Consider the following 22,222-nt stretch of genomic DNA (forward strand, 5'->3'; position numbering starts at 1 on the left):
ACGATTATTTTAAAAATTCTAGAGATACGTTATTTTTTGTTAAAGATTCATTTTCTTTTGCTAAGGCGTAGGCACTTTCGTAAAAATCAGTGGTAATTTCTTTTTTGGCACCAATAGACACTAGGTATTTCAAAATAGCATCGTCTTTAGAAATCATAGCTGCTTTGTGCAACGCTGTTAAACCATCTTTGTTTTTGGTATTGATATCGATGTTTAAAGCGGCGATTTTTTTCAATAAAGCCAAGTCGTTTTTAATTATAGCGAAATGATATAATGTATTCCCGTCTTTTTGAGGAGTGCCCAAGTTTAAACCTTTATCCTGAAGTAATTTTATTTTAGTCTCAAAAGGATCTTGAGTGGTTGCCTCTGGTCCGCGACCTGATGGTCTGTAGGATTGAATCAGGTAATACCCTAAATTGTTTCCTTCTTTGTCCAGTACTTTTGCATCAGCTCCTTTGTTTAAAAGTACTTTTATAGCCTCAGGAATTCCTGCTTTTACAGCTATTGTCAATGCCGATTCTCCTTTTAGATTTTGAACATTGTTGTTTTTTACTATTGGTAATAACAGTTCTAATACTGCAATATCTCTAGCTGAAGCAGCCGCCATTAATGCCGTATTTCCCTCGTTACTGGCTTTATTAGCATCTACGCCTTTGGACAAAAAATAGTTGATAATTTCGGTTTGGTTGGCTTTGCTTGCCAATAAATGAAGCACCGTTTCACCCGATTTGCTCGTAGCAGTTGGTTTGATTTTTAAATCTTCAACTAAATATTTGTAGGTTTCAAGAGAAGTCACATCTCTACGGGAACCTTGTGCTGCAAACAGCAGTGCATTGTCAGTATATTTTACTCCTTTTTCTAATAGGGATTTTAATAATGGTAGGTTGCCTGATTTTGCAGCGTAATTAAAAGCTGTGTTGCCGTCACTATCAGTATCCTTAATTGACATTCCTTTAGTGGTGAAATAGGTAGTAAGCGCTAGGTTTTTGTCGGATGCGATCGCCATTAATAACAGGTTGACACCGTCTTTGTATTTTTTCTTAGGATCAGTTCCAGCTTTAAAAAAGGCATCATACAGTGCGGTATTGCTTTGACTTCCAACAGCTGCAAAGGTTAGCGGAGTTTCTCCTTTGCTGTCTTCTAGATTAAGATCAGCCCCTTTGCTAATAAGGTATTCTACAATTGCTACATTTCCTTTATTGGCGGCCCAGTGTAAATAAATACGATTGTCGTGTGTCAATTTGCTGACTTCATTCCCGGGTTGCTCCAGTAAGAATTGTATTGTTGCTGTAGGCGCATCATTATTAATTGCCATAACGGTTACATCAAAAGCATTTGGGGTTGATGCTGATGGGCTGTTTCCTTTTGCTATTTCTGCTTTAACCGCATTTACATCTGGTGTTGTTTTCCAAAAAGATTGCTCCAAAAGGGTGTTTTTTTGCTGCGCACTAACAAATAAAGTAGCGACTAAAGCAAAAGAAATAAAAAGATTCTTTTTCATAAATTTTTTATCAAGGTTCTTATTAATAGAGGATGTGTGTTTGTTTAATTTAGTTATTTAGAATAAATAAAAATAACGCAAATGTAAAAATAAATAGCATAATACCAATTATTATTTATGCCATTAAATAAAATTTTTATTGTTTTTTTATGCTTGTTTGCACTATTTAGATATAAAAAGAATTGAAAGGTTTAATGCAATTGCTTTAAATTATTCAACTTTGCTTTTTTATATCGATTTATGCCTAAGCTTTTGTTGTGTTTGTCTTTTTTTTATTTCGTCCCCACCAAATGTAGCATCCGGATATTGGTAGACTTGCAATGAGTAAACTAAATAAACAGGCGAATATTTTTCCGGGTAATCCTAATATGGCTCCCGTGTGAATGTCATAATTCATTTTCATGAGGTTATCGGCAACTTTATCCGCTGTTTTTCTGCCCCAAATATGGGAAACAGGCATCTCTTTCAAACTGTATTGATCAAAATACCGATAGTCAATTTTCCAATACGTTCCTTTGTCGCTATTCGCATTTGCGGCTATCGGTGATAGATTCGTTTCAGGCGGATGAATTTCAATTGATTTAGCCAATGGATATTCTTTTTGCATTTGAAGCCAAACGGCATCTAATGGTTTTACGGTTGAAGTAGTTGCGGTTTTCTGGTTTTTTTTCGAAAGCGGTTCTTCATATAATAATGATTTTTCACCACCGGATACTTTATAATACGAATACGCAAACCATTGAAATCCCCATACTAATCCTGTAATGGCGAAAATAATTCCGATTATCAAGATGTAAAAACCGGTGACATTATGTAAGTCATAATTTTTTCTTTTCCATTTCGTTCCTTTTTTCCATTTGAACCAAAAGCGTTGTTTTGCTGCACTTTTATTTTTTGGATACCAAAGAATTAATCCCGAAATCAACATTATCAGAAATACTATTGTCGCTGATGCCACAACAGTTTGCCCAATTTGATGTGGCAGCCAAAGATAGAAATGCCCTTCGAGTATAAATGGAAAAAAACCTTCCTCATTATTGATCGTTTTCAGCACTTTTCCCGTGTAAGGATTAAGGTAAGTCGTATAATGATAACTGGGTTCGTAATGAAAAAATATAGCCTCAACAGAATTATTTTTTTCGTTGTATTTGATGGCGTGAAGCACCTTATTAGGAACTTCTTTTCTGGCGATGGTTTCCAACTGAGATGGAGGTAGAAAAGATTTATTTTGTGTTTCCACAAAACGATATTCTTCTGTGATGTTTTGTATTTCCTCTTGAAAGGCATACAAACATCCCGTGATGGCGATTATAAAAACAATTAAACCAGAGGACAAACCAAGCCAAAGATGGATTTTTCGAGTTGCTTTTTTGAAGTTATTATTTTTCATTTAAAAAGGATAAAACTCCCCACCGAAATGAGGAGTTTAGTGAAACAAAACCAATTATGAAACTTAAAATTTATAGGTTAAACCTGCTGTTACACTTCTCAAACGCTGAGGTGTTACAGTAGACCATCCTGAATAATATTTTTCGTTTAAAGCATTATTTAATTTCAATGAGATGTTGAATTTATCACTCGAATACGATAATGCTGAATTTAAAACGGTATAACTTGGTAAGGCAAAGGTTCCTATATTCGCTCTGTTCAATGTTTTGTATTCGCTGGCATAATTTCCACCAAATCCTATTCCGAAACCTTTTAATTTTCCTGAAGTCAACGTGTAATTAGCCCAGAAATTAACTAAGGTTTCCGGTCCTGCTTCTTCAGGTCTTAATCCTAAATAACCATCTCCGGGATTGTCTTTTGTGACTTCACTTTTATTGTTACTGAATCCTGCAATGATGTTAAATCCTTTGACTGGATTTGCCGTAAAACTCACCTCGACTCCTTTACTGTTTACTTCGCCGCCTTGAATGGAGTTGTTGATATTATTGGGATCAGTCATTATTCTATTTTTTACATCAATGTTGTAATAGCTAATCGATGCCGAAATAATATCCTTGTATAAGTTTGTTTTTAATCCAACTTCATATTGATTGGCTTGCTCCGGGTCAAAAGATTCCATTCTCGGATTAGAACCATCCACTTCAGAAACTTGTCTTGGAGTTACATTTACAAAGCCATTCATATAATTTGAAAAGACAGAAACTTTATCTTTAATAAGCATATAAACCAGGCCAAATTTTGGAGAAACGGCCGCTTGACTGTTTTCTTCGTCTGCCGTTGTAGATTTGAAATGATCAATTCTCAAACTCGCCATGGCAGATAATTTATCGGTAATATTCAGCACATCCGAAGCATAAGCACTAATTACTTCAACTTCAGCAGTTGAATTTCCTTCAAACGAACCTACTAAAAGATTATCAACTCCCGCTTGGGTCAAATCTCCGGTATCAGATCCATCGACTAAGGAAACTATTCCATTTCCAACCCAACCAGTACCTCCGTTTATAATATTTGATTTATAATAATCGACACCTGCGACCAATCGGTTTCTTAAACTTCCAATTTTAAAGTCTCCAATGAAATTCTGCTGAATATCAGTCGCCAAAGTTTCTCCGTTTCTTTTAGAAATGGATCTTGAAAAATCATTTCCGTTTGAAGCATCAAATAAATACGAATAATACCCGCTGGTTTTGCTGTTACTTCTGGACAATACTGTTTGAGAAGTCCATTGATCAGAAAGCTTATAAAACATTTGAGCCTGTAAACTATAGGTTGGATTGCTGATTGATAATTCGTTGGAAGTAAACGATTTTTTATAATTTCTTTCGAATAATTCGATTGAATTAAACGATAGAGCAGAATATCTGCTCAAGAAAAGCATGGGCGCATTAGCAGAATTTCTGTTAGTAAATTCTGTATTGATTAAGAACGAAAGTTTATCGTTTACTTTATAACTCAACGAAGGCGCAAAGAAAAATGATTTGCCAAAACCTGCATCTTGAAACGAATTCTCTTTTTGATATGCAGTATTTATTCGTACGGCAACATCTTTATTTAAAGGTAGGTTTACATCGGCTGTAATTCGGTCTAATCCATAGGATCCTGATAGGTAACTTATTTCTCCACCAAATGTTGAGTATGGTTTTTTAGTCACAGTGTTTATTAAACCTCCGTAAGAAATCAAACTGCTTCCAAATAATGTTCCTGATGGCCCTTTTATTACTTCAATATTATCCACATTTGCAGGATCGATACTTCCATTATTGATTCCCGGAAGTCCATTAATCATTGTGGGCTGAACGGCAAAACCTCTCATAGAAAAATATTCTGCTCCATCGCCGCCACGTCCGGTTGATTCCCAAAGACGCGTTATACCAGTTGCATTTTTTAAAGCATCATTAAAATTGGTTACCAATTGCTCTTTCAATAATTCGCTGGTAACAGTATTGTACACTTGAGGATTTTCAATATTGTTCAAAGGCATTTTAGAAACTGTAGTGCTTTTTTCTCTTTTGTACTTGAATTTGTTGGTGTTAACAATAACTTCTTTCAGGGTTTTAACAGAATCTTTTTCTTGCTCTTTTTTTTCTTGAGCGCTAGCTGTTATACCAATTAATAAAACGGACAGGTAAAATGTATGTATCGACTTCATTTATTTAGATTAATTAAAAATAATAATTGCAAATATAATAGTGCTTTTTGTTTTAACAAAACTTATTTAGACTAAATATAAATAATATTAAAAAATAATTTTCAGTAATTTGAAAGTCAGTATTTTAACAGCATAAAAAAACCTTACTTATTTAGAGCAAGGTTTTGATTATAACAGAAATGTTAAAGTTTTATTTGATTTTTTTCATCGAAAACTGTTCTGAACTGGGTTTTCCTTGTTGGATTCCCGAAATTTTAGCTGCCAAACTGTCTGGAGTAATTTGGGTATAACTAATTTTTTGAGGATAGTCGTGTTTCAGATTTTCAAAAGCCAATTGTTTCTCTGTTCCGATTGTTAATTTGAAAGCAACTGGTTTGTCATTATTTTGACCTTTTACGGTTGCAGTATACGTTAAGTTTTCTCCTTTTTGTTGTAATGTGATTGATTCAAAATGTAACGTATCTTTTTCTTTAATGTAATAGGATTGTGCTTGATAGGTGCTGTCGTTCACTTTCTCCCAATTTTCCGTTAGATTACCATCGGCTGATTTGTTTTCCCAATTCCCCAAAAGCCAACTTGCCGCCTTGATTTTTTCGTTTTTATTTGAATCAGAATTTTTGCAGGAAACAATGGCTAACAAAAGTAGTATAAGAGTTGTTTTTTGAAACATTAGTGTAAATATTAAGTTTTATTTTGAATAAGCTAAAGTATGAAAAAATAAAATAGAAAGATTTTTGATTTCAGATATTGTAGACCTCTTAAATCGAAAATCTAATATTTATTGACCTCAAATCAGAAATCAGCAATTATTTTAGCTTTCTTTCAAAATAGTATAAACCAATTCTTTCGTGGGTTTTTGATCTTTTAGTTTCGCTCGAACCACATCAAAAGTCACTTTAAAATCACAACCCAATTTATAATCGCTGCAACCATAAGCGGTTTTCCCCTTGAGAACAGTTCCTTTTTGACATTTCGGACAGATTAATTCGTCCGGAATGGCTTTCGCCAAAGTTTTCTTAGGCTCTAATTTAAGCTTGAAATTTTCATCAAAGCGAAGTAAACCTTCCACAATACCGGCATCGGTTTTAAAGTCTTTCAAATTTACAGTAGATCCTTTTTGTAGTAATCGTAAGTATTGGTTCTCTGATATTTTTTTCTCTGCAAAACTATAGGGCAATAAAAACGTGCAACCCGTTTTATAATCTGCACAACCATACGAAGATTTTCCTTTGATAAGTGTCGCTTTTTTGCATTTAGGGCAGGCTTCCGCCAAAATTCCTGCTGCTTTCTTTTTCTCCACTTTAGCGACTTCTTTCTGAATGCTTCCTGCATGCGAGATATTGGCGCGTCTGGTTTCACTGCGTACTTCATACACCAAAACTTCTACCATATTTTTCATGTTCTTAATAAACGCGGCGGCGGTAAAGGTTCCTTTTTCAATATCTTTCAATTGCTTTTCCCAGGAACCCGTCAATTCTGCCGACTTTACCAAGTCATTTTGAATCGTATCAATAAGCTGAATCCCAGTTGGTGTTGGCAAAACCTGTTTTTTGTTTCTTACGATGTATTGCCGTCTGAAAAGAGTTTCAATAATATTGGCTCGTGTTGAAGGACGACCAATGCCGTTTTCTTTCATCAATTCGCGTAAATCTTCATCATCGACCTGCTTGCCCGCAGTTTCCATTGCGCGTAATAAGGTGGCTTCCGTAAATTGATTGGGTGGTTTGGTTTCCTTTTCTAAAAACGAAGGTTCGTGTGGGCCTTTTTCACCTACAACAAAACTCGGTAATATATCGGCTTCTTTTTCTTTGGCGTTTGGGTCTTCAAAAACTATTCTAAAGCCTTTTTTTAAGATTTCTTTTCCGGTGGTTTTGAAAGCTACATCGGCAGCTTTCCCGATAACGGTAGTATTGGCAACCAAACAATCGTCATAAAATACGGCAATAAATCGCTTGGTAATTATGTCATACACTTGCTGCTGATTGTATTGCAAGTTGGTTTGAATCCCCGTTGGAATAATCGCGTGGTGATCCGTAACTTTTTTATCATTGAAAACTTTGGTCGATTTTTTAATCTTTTTTTCCAAAAGTGGTTGCGTCAACGCCGCATAATTCGTCAAGTTTTTCAGAATTCCGGGTACTTTTGGATAAATATCATTCGGCAAAAACGTGGTGTCGACTCTGGGATACGTGACTACTTTTTGTTCGTACAAAGTCTGGACAATTTTAAGCGTTTCATCTGCCGTAAAGCCAAATTTGGTATTGCAATACACTTGTAATCCTGTTAAATCAAATAGTTTTGGTGCAAACTCATTACCATTCTTTTTTTCGACAGAGACAATTTCGAATTCACTTTCCTTGACTTTATTGGCTAAAATCTCTCCATCTTCCTTTTTCAAAAAGCGTCCTTCCTCATAACTAAAAAGCGTCTCTCGATATAAAGTTTGTAATTCCCAATACGGTTGCGGCTTGAAATTCTCAATCTCTTTGAATCGGTCCACGACCATGGCCAAAGTTGGGGTTTGTACTCGACCGATAGACAATACTTGTTTGTATCCGCCGTGTTTTACGGTGTACAAACGGGTAGCATTCATACCGAGTAACCAGTCGCCAATGGCTCTGGAAAATCCTGCATAGTATAAATTATCGTAATTGGCGGATGGTTTCAAGTTCTCAAAACCTTCTTTGATGGCTTCTGTGGTCAGGGATGAAATCCATAAGCGTTGTACCTCGCCTTTGTACTGGGCTTCGTTCATGACCCAGCGCTGAATGAGTTCTCCCTCTTGCCCGGCATCCCCGCAGTTGATGACCAAGGTCGCTTTGTCGAATAGGCTTTTTATGATTTTGAATTGCTTTTGAATACCCGAATTTTCCACCACTTTGGTCTCAAATTTGTCGGGAAGCATGGGCAGGTTGTTCAAATCCCAACTTTTCCAGTGGGGCTTATAATCGTTCGGTTCTTTCAAGGTGCATAAATGCCCAAAAGTGTACGTTACCTGATAACCATTGCCTTCGTAATACCCGTCGTGCTTGGTATTGGCTCCTAAAACGGATGCGATTTCGCGTGCTACACTTGGTTTCTCGGCAATACAGACCTTCATTTTCTCCTACTGATTTTGAAGCCGCAAATTAGGAATTTAGAAATTGGTATTAAAAAGAAATCTTTAGGAGTTATGAACGGGTAGGGTTTGCTGTTTTTTAGGAGCAGAACGAATAGTTTTTCAAGGATGAAACTTCCTGCTGTCCGCTGTATCTCTACGCTACGCTACGAGGATGCCACTTCCATCAGGGCTAAAGATTTCGTTTTGGTTTCATAATAACGAAAGAAAAAAATCTTTAAATATTAGAAACAGATTTTTCTAGTAAACGCTCTTGATAGCTGGGATTGGCAGGATGAGACCGGTTAATTCATTGCCAGGCACAAAGTCTATTGTTTTACTCGTTCCTCTTTCTGTGAGGAACGTTATTTACAGGTAAAGTACACACTTTATACACGCTGCGGTTATGCTCTAAATTACAATTGAAACTCGTTGCAAACGAGCGCCCAATGTCATTAAGTTAAGCTGTTTTGAAGGCTTCTCGATACAATTTTAAATAGTAAAGCTTTCGCATTAATGTTCAAAATTACTCGAAGTGACGGTTAAAACAGCTTAACTTAATAACATTGAACGAGCGCCAGTGGGGAAATGGTTGTGTAAATAAATTTCAATTGTGTAATAATTACTCACTTTTTTTTTCTGAGTTTTTCGTAATGAGCTGATTATCATTTTAAAGGGATCTTGGAACAAGTATTGCTAAATCGAACTGTATAATTCTCCTGTTCATTGTATAGTAATATTTATTGGTGTAAGCTATAAGTAAATTAAAAATGAATAATGAGATTTTAATAAACCAATAGCCTATAATTTTTAGTAGTACAATTATGAAAAGTGAAACGAGTATTTTAAAACAATTTTATTCCCCCAGCCCTGATATCAGTTCTATTTTTCGAATTAATTTCAGGTCATTAAAAATAGGATTTAAGAGAAACAGTAGTCCATTAGCTGCTTTAGTGCTGATTGGTACTTTTTTATTACTGATAGCGGGAGCGTTTTTAGTTTATAATTTACAATCTGATTTTGAAGCCTTACATATTGACAGAGTCAATTCTGCGTGGGGAATTTCATTTTTGATTCTAACCACTGTATTATTTTTCTTTTATGGAAGTGTTTTTATATACAACCTATATCACTATCTAGCCTATAAACCTATCAAATCCGTTACGGACGAATTATTGCCTACTTGTACCGTAATTGTTCCTGCCTATAATGAGGGAAAATTGGTTTGGAATACCTTGATTAGCTTAGCTGCTAGCGACTATCCGGAACATAAATTGCAGTTATTAGCCATTGATGATGGTAGTAAAGATGATACGTGGTATTGGATGCAGGAAGCAAAATTGAGATTAGGAGACCGTTTGTCCATTTATCAGCAACCTAAAAATCAAGGAAAACGTCAGGCATTAAATCGTGGATTTGAAATGGGTACTGGAGAGATTTTTGTAACAGTAGATAGTGATTCGATTGTCAAAGTAGATACCTTGCGAAATCTTGTGAGTCCGTTTGTTACCAATAAAGAATGTGGTGCTGTTGCTGGAAATGTTCAGGTATTGAATAATCAAAAGGCTATATTGCCTAAAATGTTGAATATCAGCTTTGTAATGAGTTTTGAATTCATACGTTCAGCAGAAAGTAGTTTAGGTTCTGTTTTATGTACTCCAGGAGCCGCAGCGGCTTATCGTAAATCAGCAGTTCTTGCTTGCCTTCCGGAATGGATTAACCAAACCTTTATGGGAAAACCTTCGGATATTGGTGAAGATCGAGCGATGACAAATATGATCCTGAAACAAGGGTCTCAGGTATTATTTCAAAGCAATGCATTGGTTTTGACTAACGTACCGGAAGAATATACCGGTTTGTATAAAATGTTTATCCGATGGGGCAGAAGTAATGTTCGCGAAAATATTATGATGGCTAAATATGTGTTCAAGGATTTTAGAAATGGATCTAAATTTGGAACCAGGCTTTTGTTTTTAAATCAGTCGCTAAAGATCATTATGGCTATTCCATTTCTGCTATTTATGGTGTTTCTTGTCCTCACACATCCCCTTTTATTGATTAGTTCTACGCTATTAGGAATATTGATTTTATCCAGTTTTCCTGTTTTATTTTATGCTAAGCGATATTCAATTCTGGAATCCTTTTGGGCGTATTCGTACAGTGTTTTTTATACTTTTAGTCTGTTTTGGATCATGCCTTATGCTATTTTTACGGCTAATAAAAGTGGGTGGTTAACGCGAGGTTTATCTCAAAAAGAATAAGCCATTGTTCAGGGATTAAATATAAAACGACTTGAAATATTGTAGCGGATATTTCAAGTCGTTTTTTTGCTTAGTCATTTTTGTCAGAGTAATCGGATTGACAATTTATTCCTGTAAAGTTGATTTTCTGTTTATAAAAAAAATCACATCAAGTGCGTCATTACGAGGATCGAAGCAATCCCATCCAGTTGGTCTATTATTTTATTTGCTCATTGTTGCGGGCACAGTTTGTAAAACTGCGCTATCGATTATGGATAATCGGGTTGTAAACGAACACCAGTGAGCGGGGCTATAATGCGAATTTATATCTTAAAAACATCCAGTCTTTGCATCCAGGGAATTTCGGACTCTACAAACGTAAGTTTGGTCTTGATTATTCGCTCCGTTTTATCTCTAGGATTTTTAGTGACAAATCTCGCCTTGGAATTATTAAAATCCAATGTATATTTTTCATCAAAGTCTTCTTGTTTGTTGGAAGAAAAAGTAATCACATTGTCTTTCGCGCTCCATTTCCCTTTTCCGTATTTATTTACTTCGGGTGGAATTCCGTTTTTAATATTCGAATGATAATAAAATAGGAATGTTCCATCTTGATTTAAAGTTAATTTATAGTCGAACATATCATTTCCTGGCGTATTAAGTGTACGATTATAATCACCAGCAAATGAATTTGATTGCGCGAATACTGTCAAGTTGGAAATTAAAAGGAATGTGGCAAGTAGTAGTTTCATCGGTATGTTTTATACCTTTTTTGCTGCTTGGGATTGGTTGCGTTGGGTCGAGCAGGTGTTTACAAAGTCTCTCGACTTCATCTTGCTGTGCGAAGTCTCCTGACTTCGTACCCATTGCTATATGCCGTTCTAACTTTAGCAACCTTTATTTTCCTGTGTTTATTGATTATTGGAATTGCTATGAAGTCGTGAGACTTCGCAGAGCAATCACAATTATATTTTGCTGTTACGACTTATATATACTTCGTGGAGCGGGCGGCAGTGAGATATGCAGTCTTCTCGAAAATGAAAATAGTATTATTAGCATGCTGAGCGAAGTCTCCTGACTTCGTACCCATTGCTATATGCCGTTCTAACTTTAGCAACCTTTAATTTCCTGTGTTTGTTGATTATTGGAATTGCTACGAAGTCGTGAGACTTCGCAGAGCAATCACGATTATATTTTGTTGTTGCGACTTATTTATACTTCGCAGAGCTGGGTTATTCATTTGGTCTAATAGTTTTGTCTTCTATTAATTCGGTGTAGATTATAATTTTTTGGAAAACATTATTAATTTCATTTGTATACCAAGTAATTTTTTTGTAATTTTTATCAAATGTTATAGTTTGTCTATAGTTATCTAAATAAAAATGTCTTTGTGAACTTTCATCATAATTTTGATAAGTCCAAGGTGAATGTAGCCAATTATTTTCGCCTCTTTTAAAAGCATAATTATCTAAATCAAAATATAACTTCGATTGAACATTCAATTCGTTTGTTAAATCATATTCTTTGGTTAAAGAATTGTAAGTGTATTCTAAAATTTTGTTGGTTTTATAACCGCCAGTTATATGATTAGAACTTTTTAATTTAACTTTTTGAATTGTTTTATTTTTTAATTTTTCTATTAGTTCGCACCCTTCATTTGATCCTAAATCACAACTCTTTAAAAAATCACTTTTTGCATTTTCTAAATTGTTTTTGTAATAATTATTCAAACCTCTAGTTATGTATGAATTTGGTAATTTTGGTTTTCTCTCAATTAATGTGTTTATGTATTTTGTAGATAAATCATAGTCTTCTTTTTGTTGATAAAGATTTGCTAGTGATAAATAAACGTCATTGGCTTTGTCATAATTAATGTCATACATAAAGTAATTTTGTTCACTTTTATTAATTTCTATAAAAGCCAAATATTGTTCTAAAGCCTTTTCGTAATTATGTTTCTTTTCAAAAATTCTACCTAAATAAAAATATGGTAAAGCTAATCTTGGATATTCTTTTGGGAATAATTTTTTTGCTTCTTCAAAGTATTTTTCTGAATATTCTAAATCGTTAGTTTCATAATATGATAATGCTTTGTAAAAAAAAGCATCTCCGATAGAAAATTTTTCTAATTCGGAATTATTAATATCATCATCGGTTAATTGAAATTCATAAGCTAATTTTGCAGACTGATAATTTCTATTTAAAGTTTGGCTTTCAGCAAATCTCATTAAAGCAATTTTGTCTTTTTTGTTTAGTTCATAAGCCTTATAAAAGTCTTTTGAAGCTTTTGAAAAATCTTCCATTTTTGCAAATGTAACTCCTCGATTAAAATATAAAAAATCTCCTATAGCTAAACTGTCATTGATCTTTATATTTTCTAACTTTTTGTAATCATTTATTGCTTGAGGATATAATTTAGCTTTTGAATAAGCTATTGCTCTTAATGCAATAGGAAAGAAATTATTTTCTTTATTTAATGTTATTGATGTTGTAAAGTTGTCTATTGCATCTTCAATATTATTATTTCTTAAATCTTCTTGTCCTTTCATATAATATTGAACAAAAAGAGTATTTAATAATTCTGATTTTATTTTAGAAATGAAATAATTTTGCTTTTTAGTAGTAATTTCGTAGCCTTCTTTAATCGCTAATAACCTTTTTAATTTGTCTGGATGTGTTTTGCTAAATGTTTGTGGCAAACTATTTATTGCTTCTTGAGCTTCCATTAATGAATAACCAAATTTTGCCATAACAAAACCAGAAAATTTATCCGCTTCAATTTCACTTAATTTATTATCATTTTCTGAAATGTTTTTTAGAGTATGTCCTTGAAGGTGATGACCAATTTCGTGAGCCAAAACAGAAATATAGACAGATTGCTTTATGTTTTTATTTTGTGAAAGCTTATTTAAAAAAGACTTGTCATACAAGATATATCTGAAACCTTCATAATTCAATGCTACACAATTATTAATTCCTGGACTATTAACGTAAACAAAATTTTTTTCTAAACCAATCAATGTTGTGATATCAAATATGATTTTATCAATTTGATTGTCATTTTCAAAATTACCTTGTAAATATCTATAATAATTATTTGGAAGTTTTTCTGTATTGTAACTACAATGATCTGATTGACAATAGCAAAAAAAAGAAATAAAAAAAACGATAACTGTTTTGAAAGATGATTTCATAAAAAATATTTTATTTTAAATATGTAGTTTCAATAAGTAGAGTTGTTTCCCAAGGGAAATTAGGAATGTATGGTTGGTTTTGATCATAGTGCTTAATTAGGCTATTCATATAATCTTCAGCGGATTTTAAATTTTTGGCTAAAAATTCAAATTTAATTAAGGTATGTGGTGAGCTTTTGTCTTCTATGCTTCTAAGAGTTCTAATTTCAAAATTGTATTTTTTAAGATTTACCATATGTTTTTTCTTTTGTTAATGTTGTTGCGATTATTGTGTAACTTTTTAGATTATTTACTAAAACATAATTTTGTCAAATTCTTCGTAATTATATTTTTTTAAATTATGTTTTAGTAAATGATTAAAAACATCATTAATAGAATTCGTAAAAAAATACTTTTCCTTAATATTATGAATCGTAGAATTAAAATCTATTTCATGAAAATCTTTTTTAAATTCTTTCAATTCGTTTTTATTCAATACAGCGAAACCAAGAAATTTAGATTCATATTCATATAAATAATAAGGTTCATTTATTTTTTTTATTTCTCCAATTAAACATTCCCAAATCGTAATATTTCCAAGAGTATAGATGAATCCTTCCTTTTTAAAACCCAATTTATTAAGTAAATTTTCAGAAATCCATTTTTTTTTGTAACCATAATTTAGATGGTAGTCATAAATTTTAATTTCTTTAGAGTTTGGAAGTAGTATAGCATTGTAACCATTTTCATTTTTATTCAAGATTCTAATTTGTACATAATTGTTTTTCACAGGATTGTAAATTTCAATATACTCGTTATTTTTAAATTCTATCATGGTTTTGTTATATTTTGTTCTTTGTTACATATAATTTTATATGCCTGAAAATATATGGATATCGTTAGTTTAGTCAGAAAAATCAATGTTTATTTCCTTCAAATATATACCTTTCTTCCGAAAATACGGACAAAAAAATATTAAGTTATCTTTCGTTTTCAAAACTAACTCCTTTTGATTCAGCAATTTTACGGAAAACCGTAAACGCTGTCTTTTTAGCACAAATGCCCTAGCCCTGATAGCAGCGGCATCCTTTTTCTGGTCTCGTTTTTTCTAACGAGACCAGAAAAAGATACAGCGAATAGCAGGAAATAGCTCCTGATTGTCACACAATTCGTTCCTTATTGTTCGCAATGACAATCTCAATTAGGAGCCTTGCAAACTGAATAGTTTTTTCGTATTTTTGCACTCCAATAAAAGGAATAAGAAAATGTTAGATAGACTTCAAATAGTAAAACAACGTTTCGATGAGATATCGGATTTAATCATCCAGCCGGATGTTATCTCTGATCAGAAACGTTATGTGCAATTGAATCAAGAGTACAAAAGTTTAAAAGCTTTGGCCGAAAAGCGCGATGAATACGTGCTGATTATGGCGAATATTGAAGAAGCAAACGAAATAATAGCCGATAACAGTGATGCAGATATGACCGAAATGGCCAAAATGCAACTGGAAGAAGCAAAGGAAAGATTACCGGAACTGGAGGATGAAATCAAATTTATGTTGATTCCTAAAGACCCGGAAGATGCCAAAAATGTCATGGTGGAGATTCGTGCCGGAACGGGTGGGGATGAAGCGAGTATTTTTGCAGGGGATTTATTCCGTATGTACACGAAATATTGTGAGAACCGTGGTTGGAGAACTTCAGTTGTGGATATGAATGAAGGAACTTCGGGTGGTTTCAAAGAGGTGATTTTTGAAGTTACCGGTGAAGATGTGTACGGAACCTTGAAGTTTGAAGCGGGTGTTCACCGTGTGCAACGTGTACCGCAAACAGAAACGCAAGGACGTGTTCATACATCAGCAGCGACTGTTATGGTATTGCCGGAAGCAGAGGAATTTGATGTACAAATTGATATGAATGATGTACGTGTGGATTTCTTCTGTTCGTCAGGACCAGGTGGACAATCTGTAAATACAACAAAATCAGCGGTTCGTTTGACGCACATTCCAACTGGATTGGTGGCGCAATGTCAGGATCAAAAATCACAACATAAAAATAAAGACAAGGCATTTGGCGTTTTGCGTTCCCGTCTATACGAACAGGAATTAGCTAAAAAACAAGCGGAAGATGCTACCAAACGTACGTCTCAGGTAAGTTCTGGTGACCGTTCTGCTAAAATCCGTACCTATAATTATGCACAAGGTCGTGTAACGGATCACCGTGTAGGTTTGACTTTGTACGATTTAGGAAATATCATGAATGGTGACATTCAGAAAATTGTTGACGAGCTAGCGTTAGTCAACAACATGGAAAAATTGAAAGAAGCCAGCGAGGTATTCTAAATAAAAAAAAGTGAAATTCGTTTCACTTTTTTTGTGTTCTTCGGGACCTCAAAAGGAAATAATTTTTATAAAAATAAGCTATTGAAGCCTATATTTAGTTTTAAAAACTATTTATAGGCTTCAACGATTCTATACGTCACTATATCATTTGTAGCCATCAATTTTATCGTTTTTAATGCTTTGGCTTCAGAAAGCGTATAACCACTTGCATAACCAGTTGGGGTGTTTACTTCCCAGAAATATACCGTTTTATCTGTTGTTTTGCTAATTGCAATTTTTTGTTGTTTTGAAATTGCATTTTGATCAATTTTTTCTTTTGCGTTTGCAAACAAAATTGTTGTTGCAAGTAAAGATGCTGATAAGATAAAGTTTTTCATGTTTTTTTTGTTTTTACATTGTTAGATTATTACTGCAAATATAACATACTTTTGGATTTTGTTTGTTATATAAATTTTATTTTCCTTATATAATTGACTCTTATTTAATTGAAAATCAATTTCTTTTAAAATAAAAATATAGTTTTAGTGCAGTCTTGACAATCTATTATACTGACAATTTTAAAAAAAGATCAGCATTAAAATAGAGCGTATTCATTGAATTTTTAAGTTATAAAACGGCCAATCCTTTTGCGGTTTTTTTCATAAATTTGCAGCACACAATTTAAACAATGACTACACAACAACTTATTGACCAAATCAGAATCAAGAAATCATTCCTAGCAGTAGGATTAGATGTTGATTTGAATAAAATTCCACAACATTTATTAGCACTGGAAGATCCTATTTTCGAATTCAATAAAGCGATAATTGACGCGACCCATGATTTAGCGGTGGCTTACAAGCCCAATACTGCTTTTTATGAAGCTTACGGAATAAAAGGTTGGTTGTCGTTGCAAAAGACAATTCATTACATCAACTCAACTTATCCGGATATCTTCACGATTGCGGATGCCAAACGTGGTGATATTGGAAACACGTCTTCGATGTATGCCAAAGCTTTTTTTGAAGACTTGAATTTCGACAGCGTTACTGTTGCTCCTTATATGGGGAAAGATTCGGTAGAGCCGTTTTTAGCTTTCGAAAATAAACATACCATTATGTTGGCTTTGACTTCTAATGAAGGTGCGTTCGATTTCCAGACTTTAAACGTTGATGGAAAAGAATTGTACAAGCAAGTATTAGAAACGTCTAAAACGTGGAAAAACAGTGAAAACCTGATGTATGTTGTTGGCGCTACCAAGGCCGAATATTTTACTGAAATTCGTAAAATTGTTCCTGACAGTTTCTTGCTTGTTCCAGGTGTTGGCGCACAAGGCGGAAGTTTATCTGAAGTTTGTAAATACGGTATGAATGCCAATGTTGGGTTGCTTATTAATTCTTCCAGAGCGATTATTTATGCGTCAAACGGAACTGATTTTGTTGAAAAAGCAAGAGAAGAAGCGTTGAAAATGCAACAGGAAATGGCAGCGATATTAGCTTAATGATTGTTTAAAGTCTAATGTTTAAAGTTGCTACACTTTGAACGTTAAACCTTTTAAACTTTAAACAAAAAACATGAAAACTCTAACTGATCAGCTCGGGACTTCCCATTCTTTTGAAACATCGCCCAAGCGCATTATTTCACTGGTTCCTTCTCAAACGGAATTACTGTATGATTTGGGCTTGGAAGACCGAATTGTTGGTATTACCAAATTCTGTGTGCATCCGTATCATTTTAAGTCCGTCAAGAAAATCGTTGGCGGAACGAAAAAAGTGCATTATGAGAAAATCAGGTTGTTGGAACCGGATATCATCATTTGTAATAAAGAGGAAAATACGGAAGAAATAGTAGCAGAATTGCGTAAAATTTGCCCGGTTTGGGTGACGAATATCATCACGATTGAAGACAATTTTCAAATGATTACCGACTTTGGTCAGCTCTTCAATTGCAGAACCGAATCACAGAAATGGAACGACAAATTGGCTTTTGCCTTGAGCGATTTTAAAAACTTCATCAAAGATAAACCGGTTAAAAAAGCAGCGTATTTCATTTGGAAAAACCCGTTTATGGTCGCTGGTTCGGATAATTTTATCAATGAATTACTGAAAATGAACCACTTTCAGAATATTTATGATAACAAATCACGTTATCCGGAAATCGAACTCAAAAAAATGCGATTGGAAGGAGATCCGGATTTGGTTTTTCTGTCTTCAGAGCCATATCCTTTCAAAGAAGAAGATGCATTCGAAATAGGAAGACACACGCATCATGCAAAAACGGTGTTTGTTGATGGCGAAATGTTTTCTTGGTATGGAAGCAGGCTGCTAAAAGCGTTTGACTATTTTAAAAAAATGCATCAAAAATTATAATTCGCATTCCTCTAAAATTAATTCTTCTGTTGTTACGGTAGACTTAACAGTGGTCTTGTCGAAGTTGAAATTTAGTTCTGAGAGCATTTGGTATTCTCTTTTAAGCTTTTCTATTTCACTTTTCTCTTTCAATAATCCTTTCATGGGTGTAAATTTTTTGCAAATTTAAGGTATACAATTATAAAACCAGCATTATTTTTTGTTAAGATTGGGATTTAAAATTAAAGTCCTATTTTTACAAAAAAAACCAAGTGATTAATTATACCATTTACGAAAATAAAAACACCGATCAGTGGGTAACTTTTGTTCATGGTGCCGGTGGAAGTTCTTCTATCTGGTTTAAGCAAATTCGGGATTTTAAAAAACAGTATAATGTATTGTTATTGGATTTGCGGGGTCACGGCGAATCAAAACCTACTTTAAAGACGGCTTTCAAACAGAAATATACCTTTTCGGCTTTGGCCAATGATATTCTGGAAGTCTTAGATTTTCTTAAAATTAAAAAATCACATTTTGTTGGCATTTCTTTGGGTACCATACTCATCAGACAATTGGCAGAAATGTATCCGGAGCGCGTGCAAAGCATGATTCTTGGCGGCGCAATCCTGAAAATGAATTTCCGTTCTCAAGTATTGATGCGATTGGGGAATATGTTTAAATATGTATTGCCATATTTGGTTTTATATAAGTTTTTTGCCTTTGTCATCATGCCTAAAAAAAGTCACAAGCAATCTCGTGTTCTTTTTATCAATGAAGCTAAAAAATTATATCAAAAAGAATTCATCAAATGGTTTAAACTCACTGCCGAAATAAATCCGGTGCTGAAATGGTTCCGTCAGGTCGAATTGAATATTCCAACGCTTTATGTTATGGGCGAAGAGGATTATATGTTTTTGCCATCGGTTAGGAAAGTAGTGGAGAATCATTATAAATCGTCAAAACTCTTTGTAATAGAAAAATGTGGACATGTAGTTAATGTGGAGCAACCTAATGCTTTTAACGATGCGGTTCTTTCCTTTATAAATACGGCTAAATAAAAAAATGCCTGCATTATAAATGCAGGCAATTCTTTAACTAACCAAAACCAAAATAATAAATAACCAGTTTATTACTCTGCAAAGATCACACATAAGGAAGCGTTTTGCTGTTAAGATTTTGTTATTACTTTGTTGTACATAAGTTAAGTTTTTTAACTTTATTTCTGGAGCATTTATTTAAGGATTTTGACGCCATCTAAGGCTATAGAATTTCAGTAGGTTTAAAGAGCACCATTAGAAATTCATAGTGATTTAGTTGCTGGGCGTTGAGGTGTATTTGTTAAAAAGATAAATTACTTTATTTAAACACGATGAATATTCTCGAACTGGAATTATTGACGGATAGCATTACTGAAACGGAGTTGTTTTACACTGACGTTATCGGATTGAAAACTATTTCGAAAACTAATTCGAGTGTTTCATTTGCCGCTGGTTCCACAAAACTAACTTTTCGATTTTCTGAGAATTTAAAACCGGTATATCATTTTGCTTTTGACATACCCAATAATAAAGTATTGGAAGCCTTTGCTTGGATAGAAAAGAAAACTGAAATTATGGAGGTTGTTCCACCAGAAAAAATTGCCGATTTCTATAACTGGAACGCAAAGTCTTTTTATTTCTATGACAATAATGGAAATATTTTAGAATTTATTGCCCGTTTCAGCCTTGATAATACTTCAGAAAAACCATTTAATGGATTGTCAATTCTTTCTGTAAGCGAAATAGGTTTTGTGACCAAAAATGTTTCAAAGCTTAGTGATGAAATGTTTAATAAATACGGTCTTTCGGTCTTTTCAAAACAACCAAAACTAGAAAAGTTTATCGTTTTAGGAACCGATACTGGACTTTTTATTCTTGTGGAAGAAAACCGGGATTGGTATCCAACGCATCAAAAAGCAAAATCGTTTTGGACCAAAGTAGTATTTGACAATAATGGAAAAACGAGGGAAATTGAAATTTCAGGTTAAAAAAAATGCTCACCAATAAGCGAGCATTTTATATAAAATAGACAATATCCTTTAATTCTATGGGGTTTGGTTCTCTTTTCTTTGGAGAGGGTTGGGGTGAGGATTTATAAAAACACTACCGTTTTATTGTCATAAACCATTGTTTTTCTCTCGGCATGCAGTTTTATGGCTCTGGCCAAAACCATGCGTTCCAGATCGCGCCCTTTCATAATAAAATCTTCTATAGAATGACTGTGTGAAACTCGGGCAATATCCTGCTCGATAATCGGACCTTCATCCAATCCTTCGGTCACATAATGACTGGTGGCACCAATGATTTTTACACCGCGTTTAAAAGCGGAATGATAGGGTTTTGCCCCGGGAAATGCCGGAAGAAAGGAATGATGAATATTGATAATTTGATTCTTGTATTGCGCAATCAAATTGGGTGTGATAATTTGCATGTAGCGTGCCAAAACAATAAAGTCAATATTATACTGCTTCAGTAAATCCAGTTGTTTTTGCTCGCCTTCGCTTTTAATGTCTTTCGTGAAAGGAACATAATGAAACGGTACAGAAAAACGTTCCGCCACTGCTTTCAAATCCTCATGATTGCTTATAATCAAAGGAATTTCAAGAGGCAATTCGCCAGCGCTGTAGCGCCCTAAAATATCATACAAACAATGGTCGTATTTAGAAACAAACAAAGCCATTCTTGGTTTTTCGTTTTGGGTATACATTTCCCACGACATATTGAACGGAGCAGCTAACTTAGCTTGAAAATCAGTTTTAATAGCTTCAATATTCCAATTTTTGGCACTGAATTCACATTCTAAACGCATGAAAAATACATTTTCATCGGCATCGACATGTTGATCTAAATAAATAATATTACCATCAATAGAGGAAATATAATTCGTAACGGAAGCAATAATTGCTTTTTGATCTTCGCAATGGATTAGGATTGTAATTTTCTGCATTAGCGTTCTGTTTTCATCTTTGTTCTTAGTAATGAATAGTGTTTTTCAAAACTAAACGTATTTGTTTTTATAAAAAAGTTGGATTGGGCTGTTTTATGTTTGAAAAAAAACAGCCAAATTTCAATCTATTTGTTATCCTGTAAGGCAAAAACTTTCTGTAACAAAACAGAAGTTCTGGAACTCAAATTCGTTCTGATGTTTTTTTCTTCAACTGCTACCATCTTAAAAACGCCATTCAGCGCTTGATTGGTCACATAATCCGTCAAATCAGGATTCACTTTATTTACAAGAGGAATGCTGTTGTATTTAGTAATAATGTTGGCCCATACTTTATCGGCACCAACTTTGGTAAACGAACTTTTAATCACCGGATTGAATTTTCCGTACAAAGCGGTCGAAGTGCTGTTTTGTAAATAAGTGGTAGCTGAACTTTCATTTCCCATCAATATTGTTTTGGCATCCATAAAAGTCATGTTTCTAACGGCATCAACAAATATTGGAGTCGCTTCTTTCACCGCGTCTTCAGCAGCACGATTCAATACTTTCAAACCTTCGTCAGCCAAAGAATTTAATCCAATTCTTCTCAAACCCGCGTCCACTTTTCTCAATTCTTCCGGCAATAAAATTTTAACAGCTTCATTTCTGTAAAAACCATCGGTAGCTGTCAATTTTGTTACTTGTTTTGAAATTCCATTGTTCAATGCTTCCTTCAATCCGCCGGCAATATCAACACCACCAATTCCTTGCGTTTGTGGAAATTGATTCATAACCTGTTGCATTTCGGCACAACTGGAAAGCGAAACCGCCATCATTATTATTAAAATTTTCTTCATCGTAATTATTGTATTAGTTTACTTCGTCTGTTTGCCCTTTGGCTTTTGTAAAAATACTACTTATTCAAAAACAAAGCCAACTATTCTTTAGGAGCACAAACTTTAGTTTTATTAATCAGGATT

At 34.0% G+C, this 22,222-nt stretch carries 18 protein-coding genes; 6 read left to right on the forward strand and 12 right to left on the reverse strand.

What is annotated here, in order from left to right; translation table 11 throughout:
* Window positions 1–4: 4 nt before the first annotated feature.
* From QLS97_RS06220 to QLS97_RS06240, 5 genes are all read right to left on the reverse strand, one after another.
* Window positions 5–1,501 carry an ankyrin repeat domain-containing protein gene (locus QLS97_RS06220; protein WP_282715050.1) on the reverse strand — a complete coding sequence of 499 codons (1,497 nt, stop codon included), beginning with the start codon at window positions 1,499–1,501 and terminating at the stop codon, window positions 5–7.
* 244 nt (window positions 1,502–1,745) lie between these two features.
* Window positions 1,746–2,891, reverse strand: a complete 1,146-nt coding sequence (locus QLS97_RS06225; protein WP_282715051.1) for a PepSY-associated TM helix domain-containing protein — start codon at window positions 2,889–2,891, stop codon at window positions 1,746–1,748.
* A 63-nt stretch (window positions 2,892–2,954) separates the two neighbouring features.
* Entirely contained in the window at window positions 2,955–5,102 is a 2,148-nt protein-coding gene (locus QLS97_RS06230; protein ID WP_282715053.1) for a TonB-dependent siderophore receptor, read from the reverse strand.
* A gap of 190 nt (window positions 5,103–5,292) precedes the next feature.
* Window positions 5,293–5,772 (reverse strand): DUF6265 family protein, encoded by a 480-nt coding sequence (locus QLS97_RS06235; protein WP_282715055.1) that lies wholly within the window; start codon window positions 5,770–5,772, stop codon window positions 5,293–5,295.
* A gap of 141 nt (window positions 5,773–5,913) precedes the next feature.
* The gene (locus tag QLS97_RS06240) at window positions 5,914–8,202 is read right to left on the reverse strand and encodes a DNA topoisomerase 3 (RefSeq protein WP_282715057.1); all 2,289 of its coding nucleotides are present in this window, start codon (window positions 8,200–8,202) and stop codon (window positions 5,914–5,916) included.
* 821 nt (window positions 8,203–9,023) lie between these two features.
* Here QLS97_RS06240 and QLS97_RS06245 point away from each other — a divergent pair.
* On the forward strand, window positions 9,024–10,460 hold the full coding sequence (locus tag QLS97_RS06245; RefSeq protein ID WP_282715058.1) for a glycosyltransferase family 2 protein: 1,437 nt from the start codon (window positions 9,024–9,026) through the stop codon (window positions 10,458–10,460).
* A gap of 302 nt (window positions 10,461–10,762) precedes the next feature.
* On the opposite strand, the gene QLS97_RS06250 is transcribed toward QLS97_RS06245, so the two are convergent.
* From QLS97_RS06250 to QLS97_RS06265, 4 genes are all read right to left on the reverse strand, one after another.
* Window positions 10,763–11,191: a hypothetical protein gene (locus QLS97_RS06250; protein WP_282715060.1), complete on the reverse strand. Its 429-nt coding sequence runs from the start codon at window positions 11,189–11,191 to the stop codon at window positions 10,763–10,765.
* A 480-nt stretch (window positions 11,192–11,671) separates the two neighbouring features.
* Entirely contained in the window at window positions 11,672–13,633 is a 1,962-nt protein-coding gene (locus QLS97_RS06255) for a hypothetical protein (protein ID WP_282715062.1), read from the reverse strand.
* A gap of 10 nt (window positions 13,634–13,643) precedes the next feature.
* On the reverse strand, window positions 13,644–13,868 hold the full coding sequence (locus tag QLS97_RS06260) for a hypothetical protein (protein WP_282715064.1): 225 nt from the start codon (window positions 13,866–13,868) through the stop codon (window positions 13,644–13,646).
* A gap of 57 nt (window positions 13,869–13,925) precedes the next feature.
* Window positions 13,926–14,447, reverse strand: a complete 522-nt coding sequence (locus tag QLS97_RS06265) for a hypothetical protein (RefSeq protein WP_282715066.1) — start codon at window positions 14,445–14,447, stop codon at window positions 13,926–13,928.
* 430 nt (window positions 14,448–14,877) lie between these two features.
* On the opposite strand from QLS97_RS06265, the gene prfA reads away from it, so the two are divergent.
* Window positions 14,878–15,954, forward strand: coding sequence for a peptide chain release factor 1 (gene prfA / locus QLS97_RS06270; protein ID WP_099714674.1), 1,077 nt, complete (start codon window positions 14,878–14,880; stop codon window positions 15,952–15,954).
* A 107-nt stretch (window positions 15,955–16,061) separates the two neighbouring features.
* On the opposite strand, the gene QLS97_RS06275 is transcribed toward prfA, so the two are convergent.
* A complete protein-coding gene (locus QLS97_RS06275) occupies window positions 16,062–16,331 on the reverse strand; it encodes a hypothetical protein (protein WP_282715068.1) in 270 nt (89 codons plus the stop codon).
* A 290-nt stretch (window positions 16,332–16,621) separates the two neighbouring features.
* On the opposite strand from QLS97_RS06275, the gene pyrF reads away from it, so the two are divergent.
* The 4 genes from pyrF to QLS97_RS06295 all read left to right on the forward strand — a co-directional run bounded on the left by pyrF (window position 16,622) and on the right by QLS97_RS06295 (window position 20,307).
* Window positions 16,622–17,434 carry an orotidine-5'-phosphate decarboxylase gene (gene pyrF / locus QLS97_RS06280; RefSeq protein WP_282715070.1) on the forward strand — a complete coding sequence of 271 codons (813 nt, stop codon included), beginning with the start codon at window positions 16,622–16,624 and terminating at the stop codon, window positions 17,432–17,434.
* Window positions 17,435–17,507: 73 nt separating this feature from the next.
* A complete protein-coding gene (locus QLS97_RS06285; RefSeq protein WP_282715071.1) occupies window positions 17,508–18,302 on the forward strand; it encodes an ABC transporter substrate-binding protein in 795 nt (264 codons plus the stop codon).
* A gap of 251 nt (window positions 18,303–18,553) precedes the next feature.
* Window positions 18,554–19,339 (forward strand): alpha/beta fold hydrolase, encoded by a 786-nt coding sequence (locus tag QLS97_RS06290; protein WP_099714677.1) that lies wholly within the window; start codon window positions 18,554–18,556, stop codon window positions 19,337–19,339.
* Window positions 19,340–19,650: 311 nt separating this feature from the next.
* A complete protein-coding gene (locus QLS97_RS06295) occupies window positions 19,651–20,307 on the forward strand; it encodes a VOC family protein (protein ID WP_282715073.1) in 657 nt (218 codons plus the stop codon).
* Between the two features lie 104 nt (window positions 20,308–20,411).
* On the opposite strand, the gene purU is transcribed toward QLS97_RS06295, so the two are convergent.
* Both purU and QLS97_RS06305 read right to left on the reverse strand, forming a co-directional pair.
* Window positions 20,412–21,266 (reverse strand): formyltetrahydrofolate deformylase, encoded by an 855-nt coding sequence (purU, locus tag QLS97_RS06300; RefSeq protein ID WP_282715075.1) that lies wholly within the window; start codon window positions 21,264–21,266, stop codon window positions 20,412–20,414.
* A gap of 125 nt (window positions 21,267–21,391) precedes the next feature.
* Window positions 21,392–22,099 carry a DUF4197 domain-containing protein gene (locus QLS97_RS06305; protein ID WP_282715076.1) on the reverse strand — a complete coding sequence of 236 codons (708 nt, stop codon included), beginning with the start codon at window positions 22,097–22,099 and terminating at the stop codon, window positions 21,392–21,394.
* Between the last annotated feature and the right edge of the window lie 123 nt (window positions 22,100–22,222).

This window comes from Flavobacterium yafengii, from assembly GCF_030010375.1.
Classification (GTDB): Bacteria; Bacteroidota; Bacteroidia; order Flavobacteriales; family Flavobacteriaceae; genus Flavobacterium; species Flavobacterium yafengii.

What these genes read in the sequence shown, in the direction of transcription:
- QLS97_RS06260 (WP_282715064.1), bottom strand. Translation starts at nt 13,868, where the DNA reads ATGGTAAATCTTAAAAAATACAATTTTGAAATTAGAACTCTTAGAAGC.
- QLS97_RS06305 (WP_282715076.1), bottom strand. Translation starts at nt 22,099, where the DNA reads ATGAAGAAAATTTTAATAATAATGATGGCGGTTTCGCTTTCCAGTTGT.
- QLS97_RS06245 (WP_282715058.1), top strand. Translation starts at nt 9,024, where the DNA reads ATGAAAAGTGAAACGAGTATTTTAAAACAATTTTATTCCCCCAGCCCT.
- prfA (WP_099714674.1), top strand. Translation starts at nt 14,878, where the DNA reads ATGTTAGATAGACTTCAAATAGTAAAACAACGTTTCGATGAGATATCG.
- QLS97_RS06265 (WP_282715066.1), bottom strand. Translation starts at nt 14,447, where the DNA reads ATGATAGAATTTAAAAATAACGAGTATATTGAAATTTACAATCCTGTG.
- QLS97_RS06250 (WP_282715060.1), bottom strand. Translation starts at nt 11,191, where the DNA reads ATGAAACTACTACTTGCCACATTCCTTTTAATTTCCAACTTGACAGTA.
- QLS97_RS06240 (WP_282715057.1), bottom strand. Translation starts at nt 8,202, where the DNA reads ATGAAGGTCTGTATTGCCGAGAAACCAAGTGTAGCACGCGAAATCGCA.
- QLS97_RS06230 (WP_282715053.1), bottom strand. Translation starts at nt 5,102, where the DNA reads ATGAAGTCGATACATACATTTTACCTGTCCGTTTTATTAATTGGTATA.
- pyrF (WP_282715070.1), top strand. Translation starts at nt 16,622, where the DNA reads ATGACTACACAACAACTTATTGACCAAATCAGAATCAAGAAATCATTC.
- purU (WP_282715075.1), bottom strand. Translation starts at nt 21,266, where the DNA reads ATGCAGAAAATTACAATCCTAATCCATTGCGAAGATCAAAAAGCAATT.
- QLS97_RS06255 (WP_282715062.1), bottom strand. Translation starts at nt 13,633, where the DNA reads ATGAAATCATCTTTCAAAACAGTTATCGTTTTTTTTATTTCTTTTTTT.
- QLS97_RS06225 (WP_282715051.1), bottom strand. Translation starts at nt 2,891, where the DNA reads ATGAAAAATAATAACTTCAAAAAAGCAACTCGAAAAATCCATCTTTGG.
- QLS97_RS06275 (WP_282715068.1), bottom strand. Translation starts at nt 16,331, where the DNA reads ATGAAAAACTTTATCTTATCAGCATCTTTACTTGCAACAACAATTTTG.
- QLS97_RS06235 (WP_282715055.1), bottom strand. Translation starts at nt 5,772, where the DNA reads ATGTTTCAAAAAACAACTCTTATACTACTTTTGTTAGCCATTGTTTCC.
- QLS97_RS06285 (WP_282715071.1), top strand. Translation starts at nt 17,508, where the DNA reads ATGAAAACTCTAACTGATCAGCTCGGGACTTCCCATTCTTTTGAAACA.
- QLS97_RS06295 (WP_282715073.1), top strand. Translation starts at nt 19,651, where the DNA reads ATGAATATTCTCGAACTGGAATTATTGACGGATAGCATTACTGAAACG.
- QLS97_RS06220 (WP_282715050.1), bottom strand. Translation starts at nt 1,501, where the DNA reads ATGAAAAAGAATCTTTTTATTTCTTTTGCTTTAGTCGCTACTTTATTT.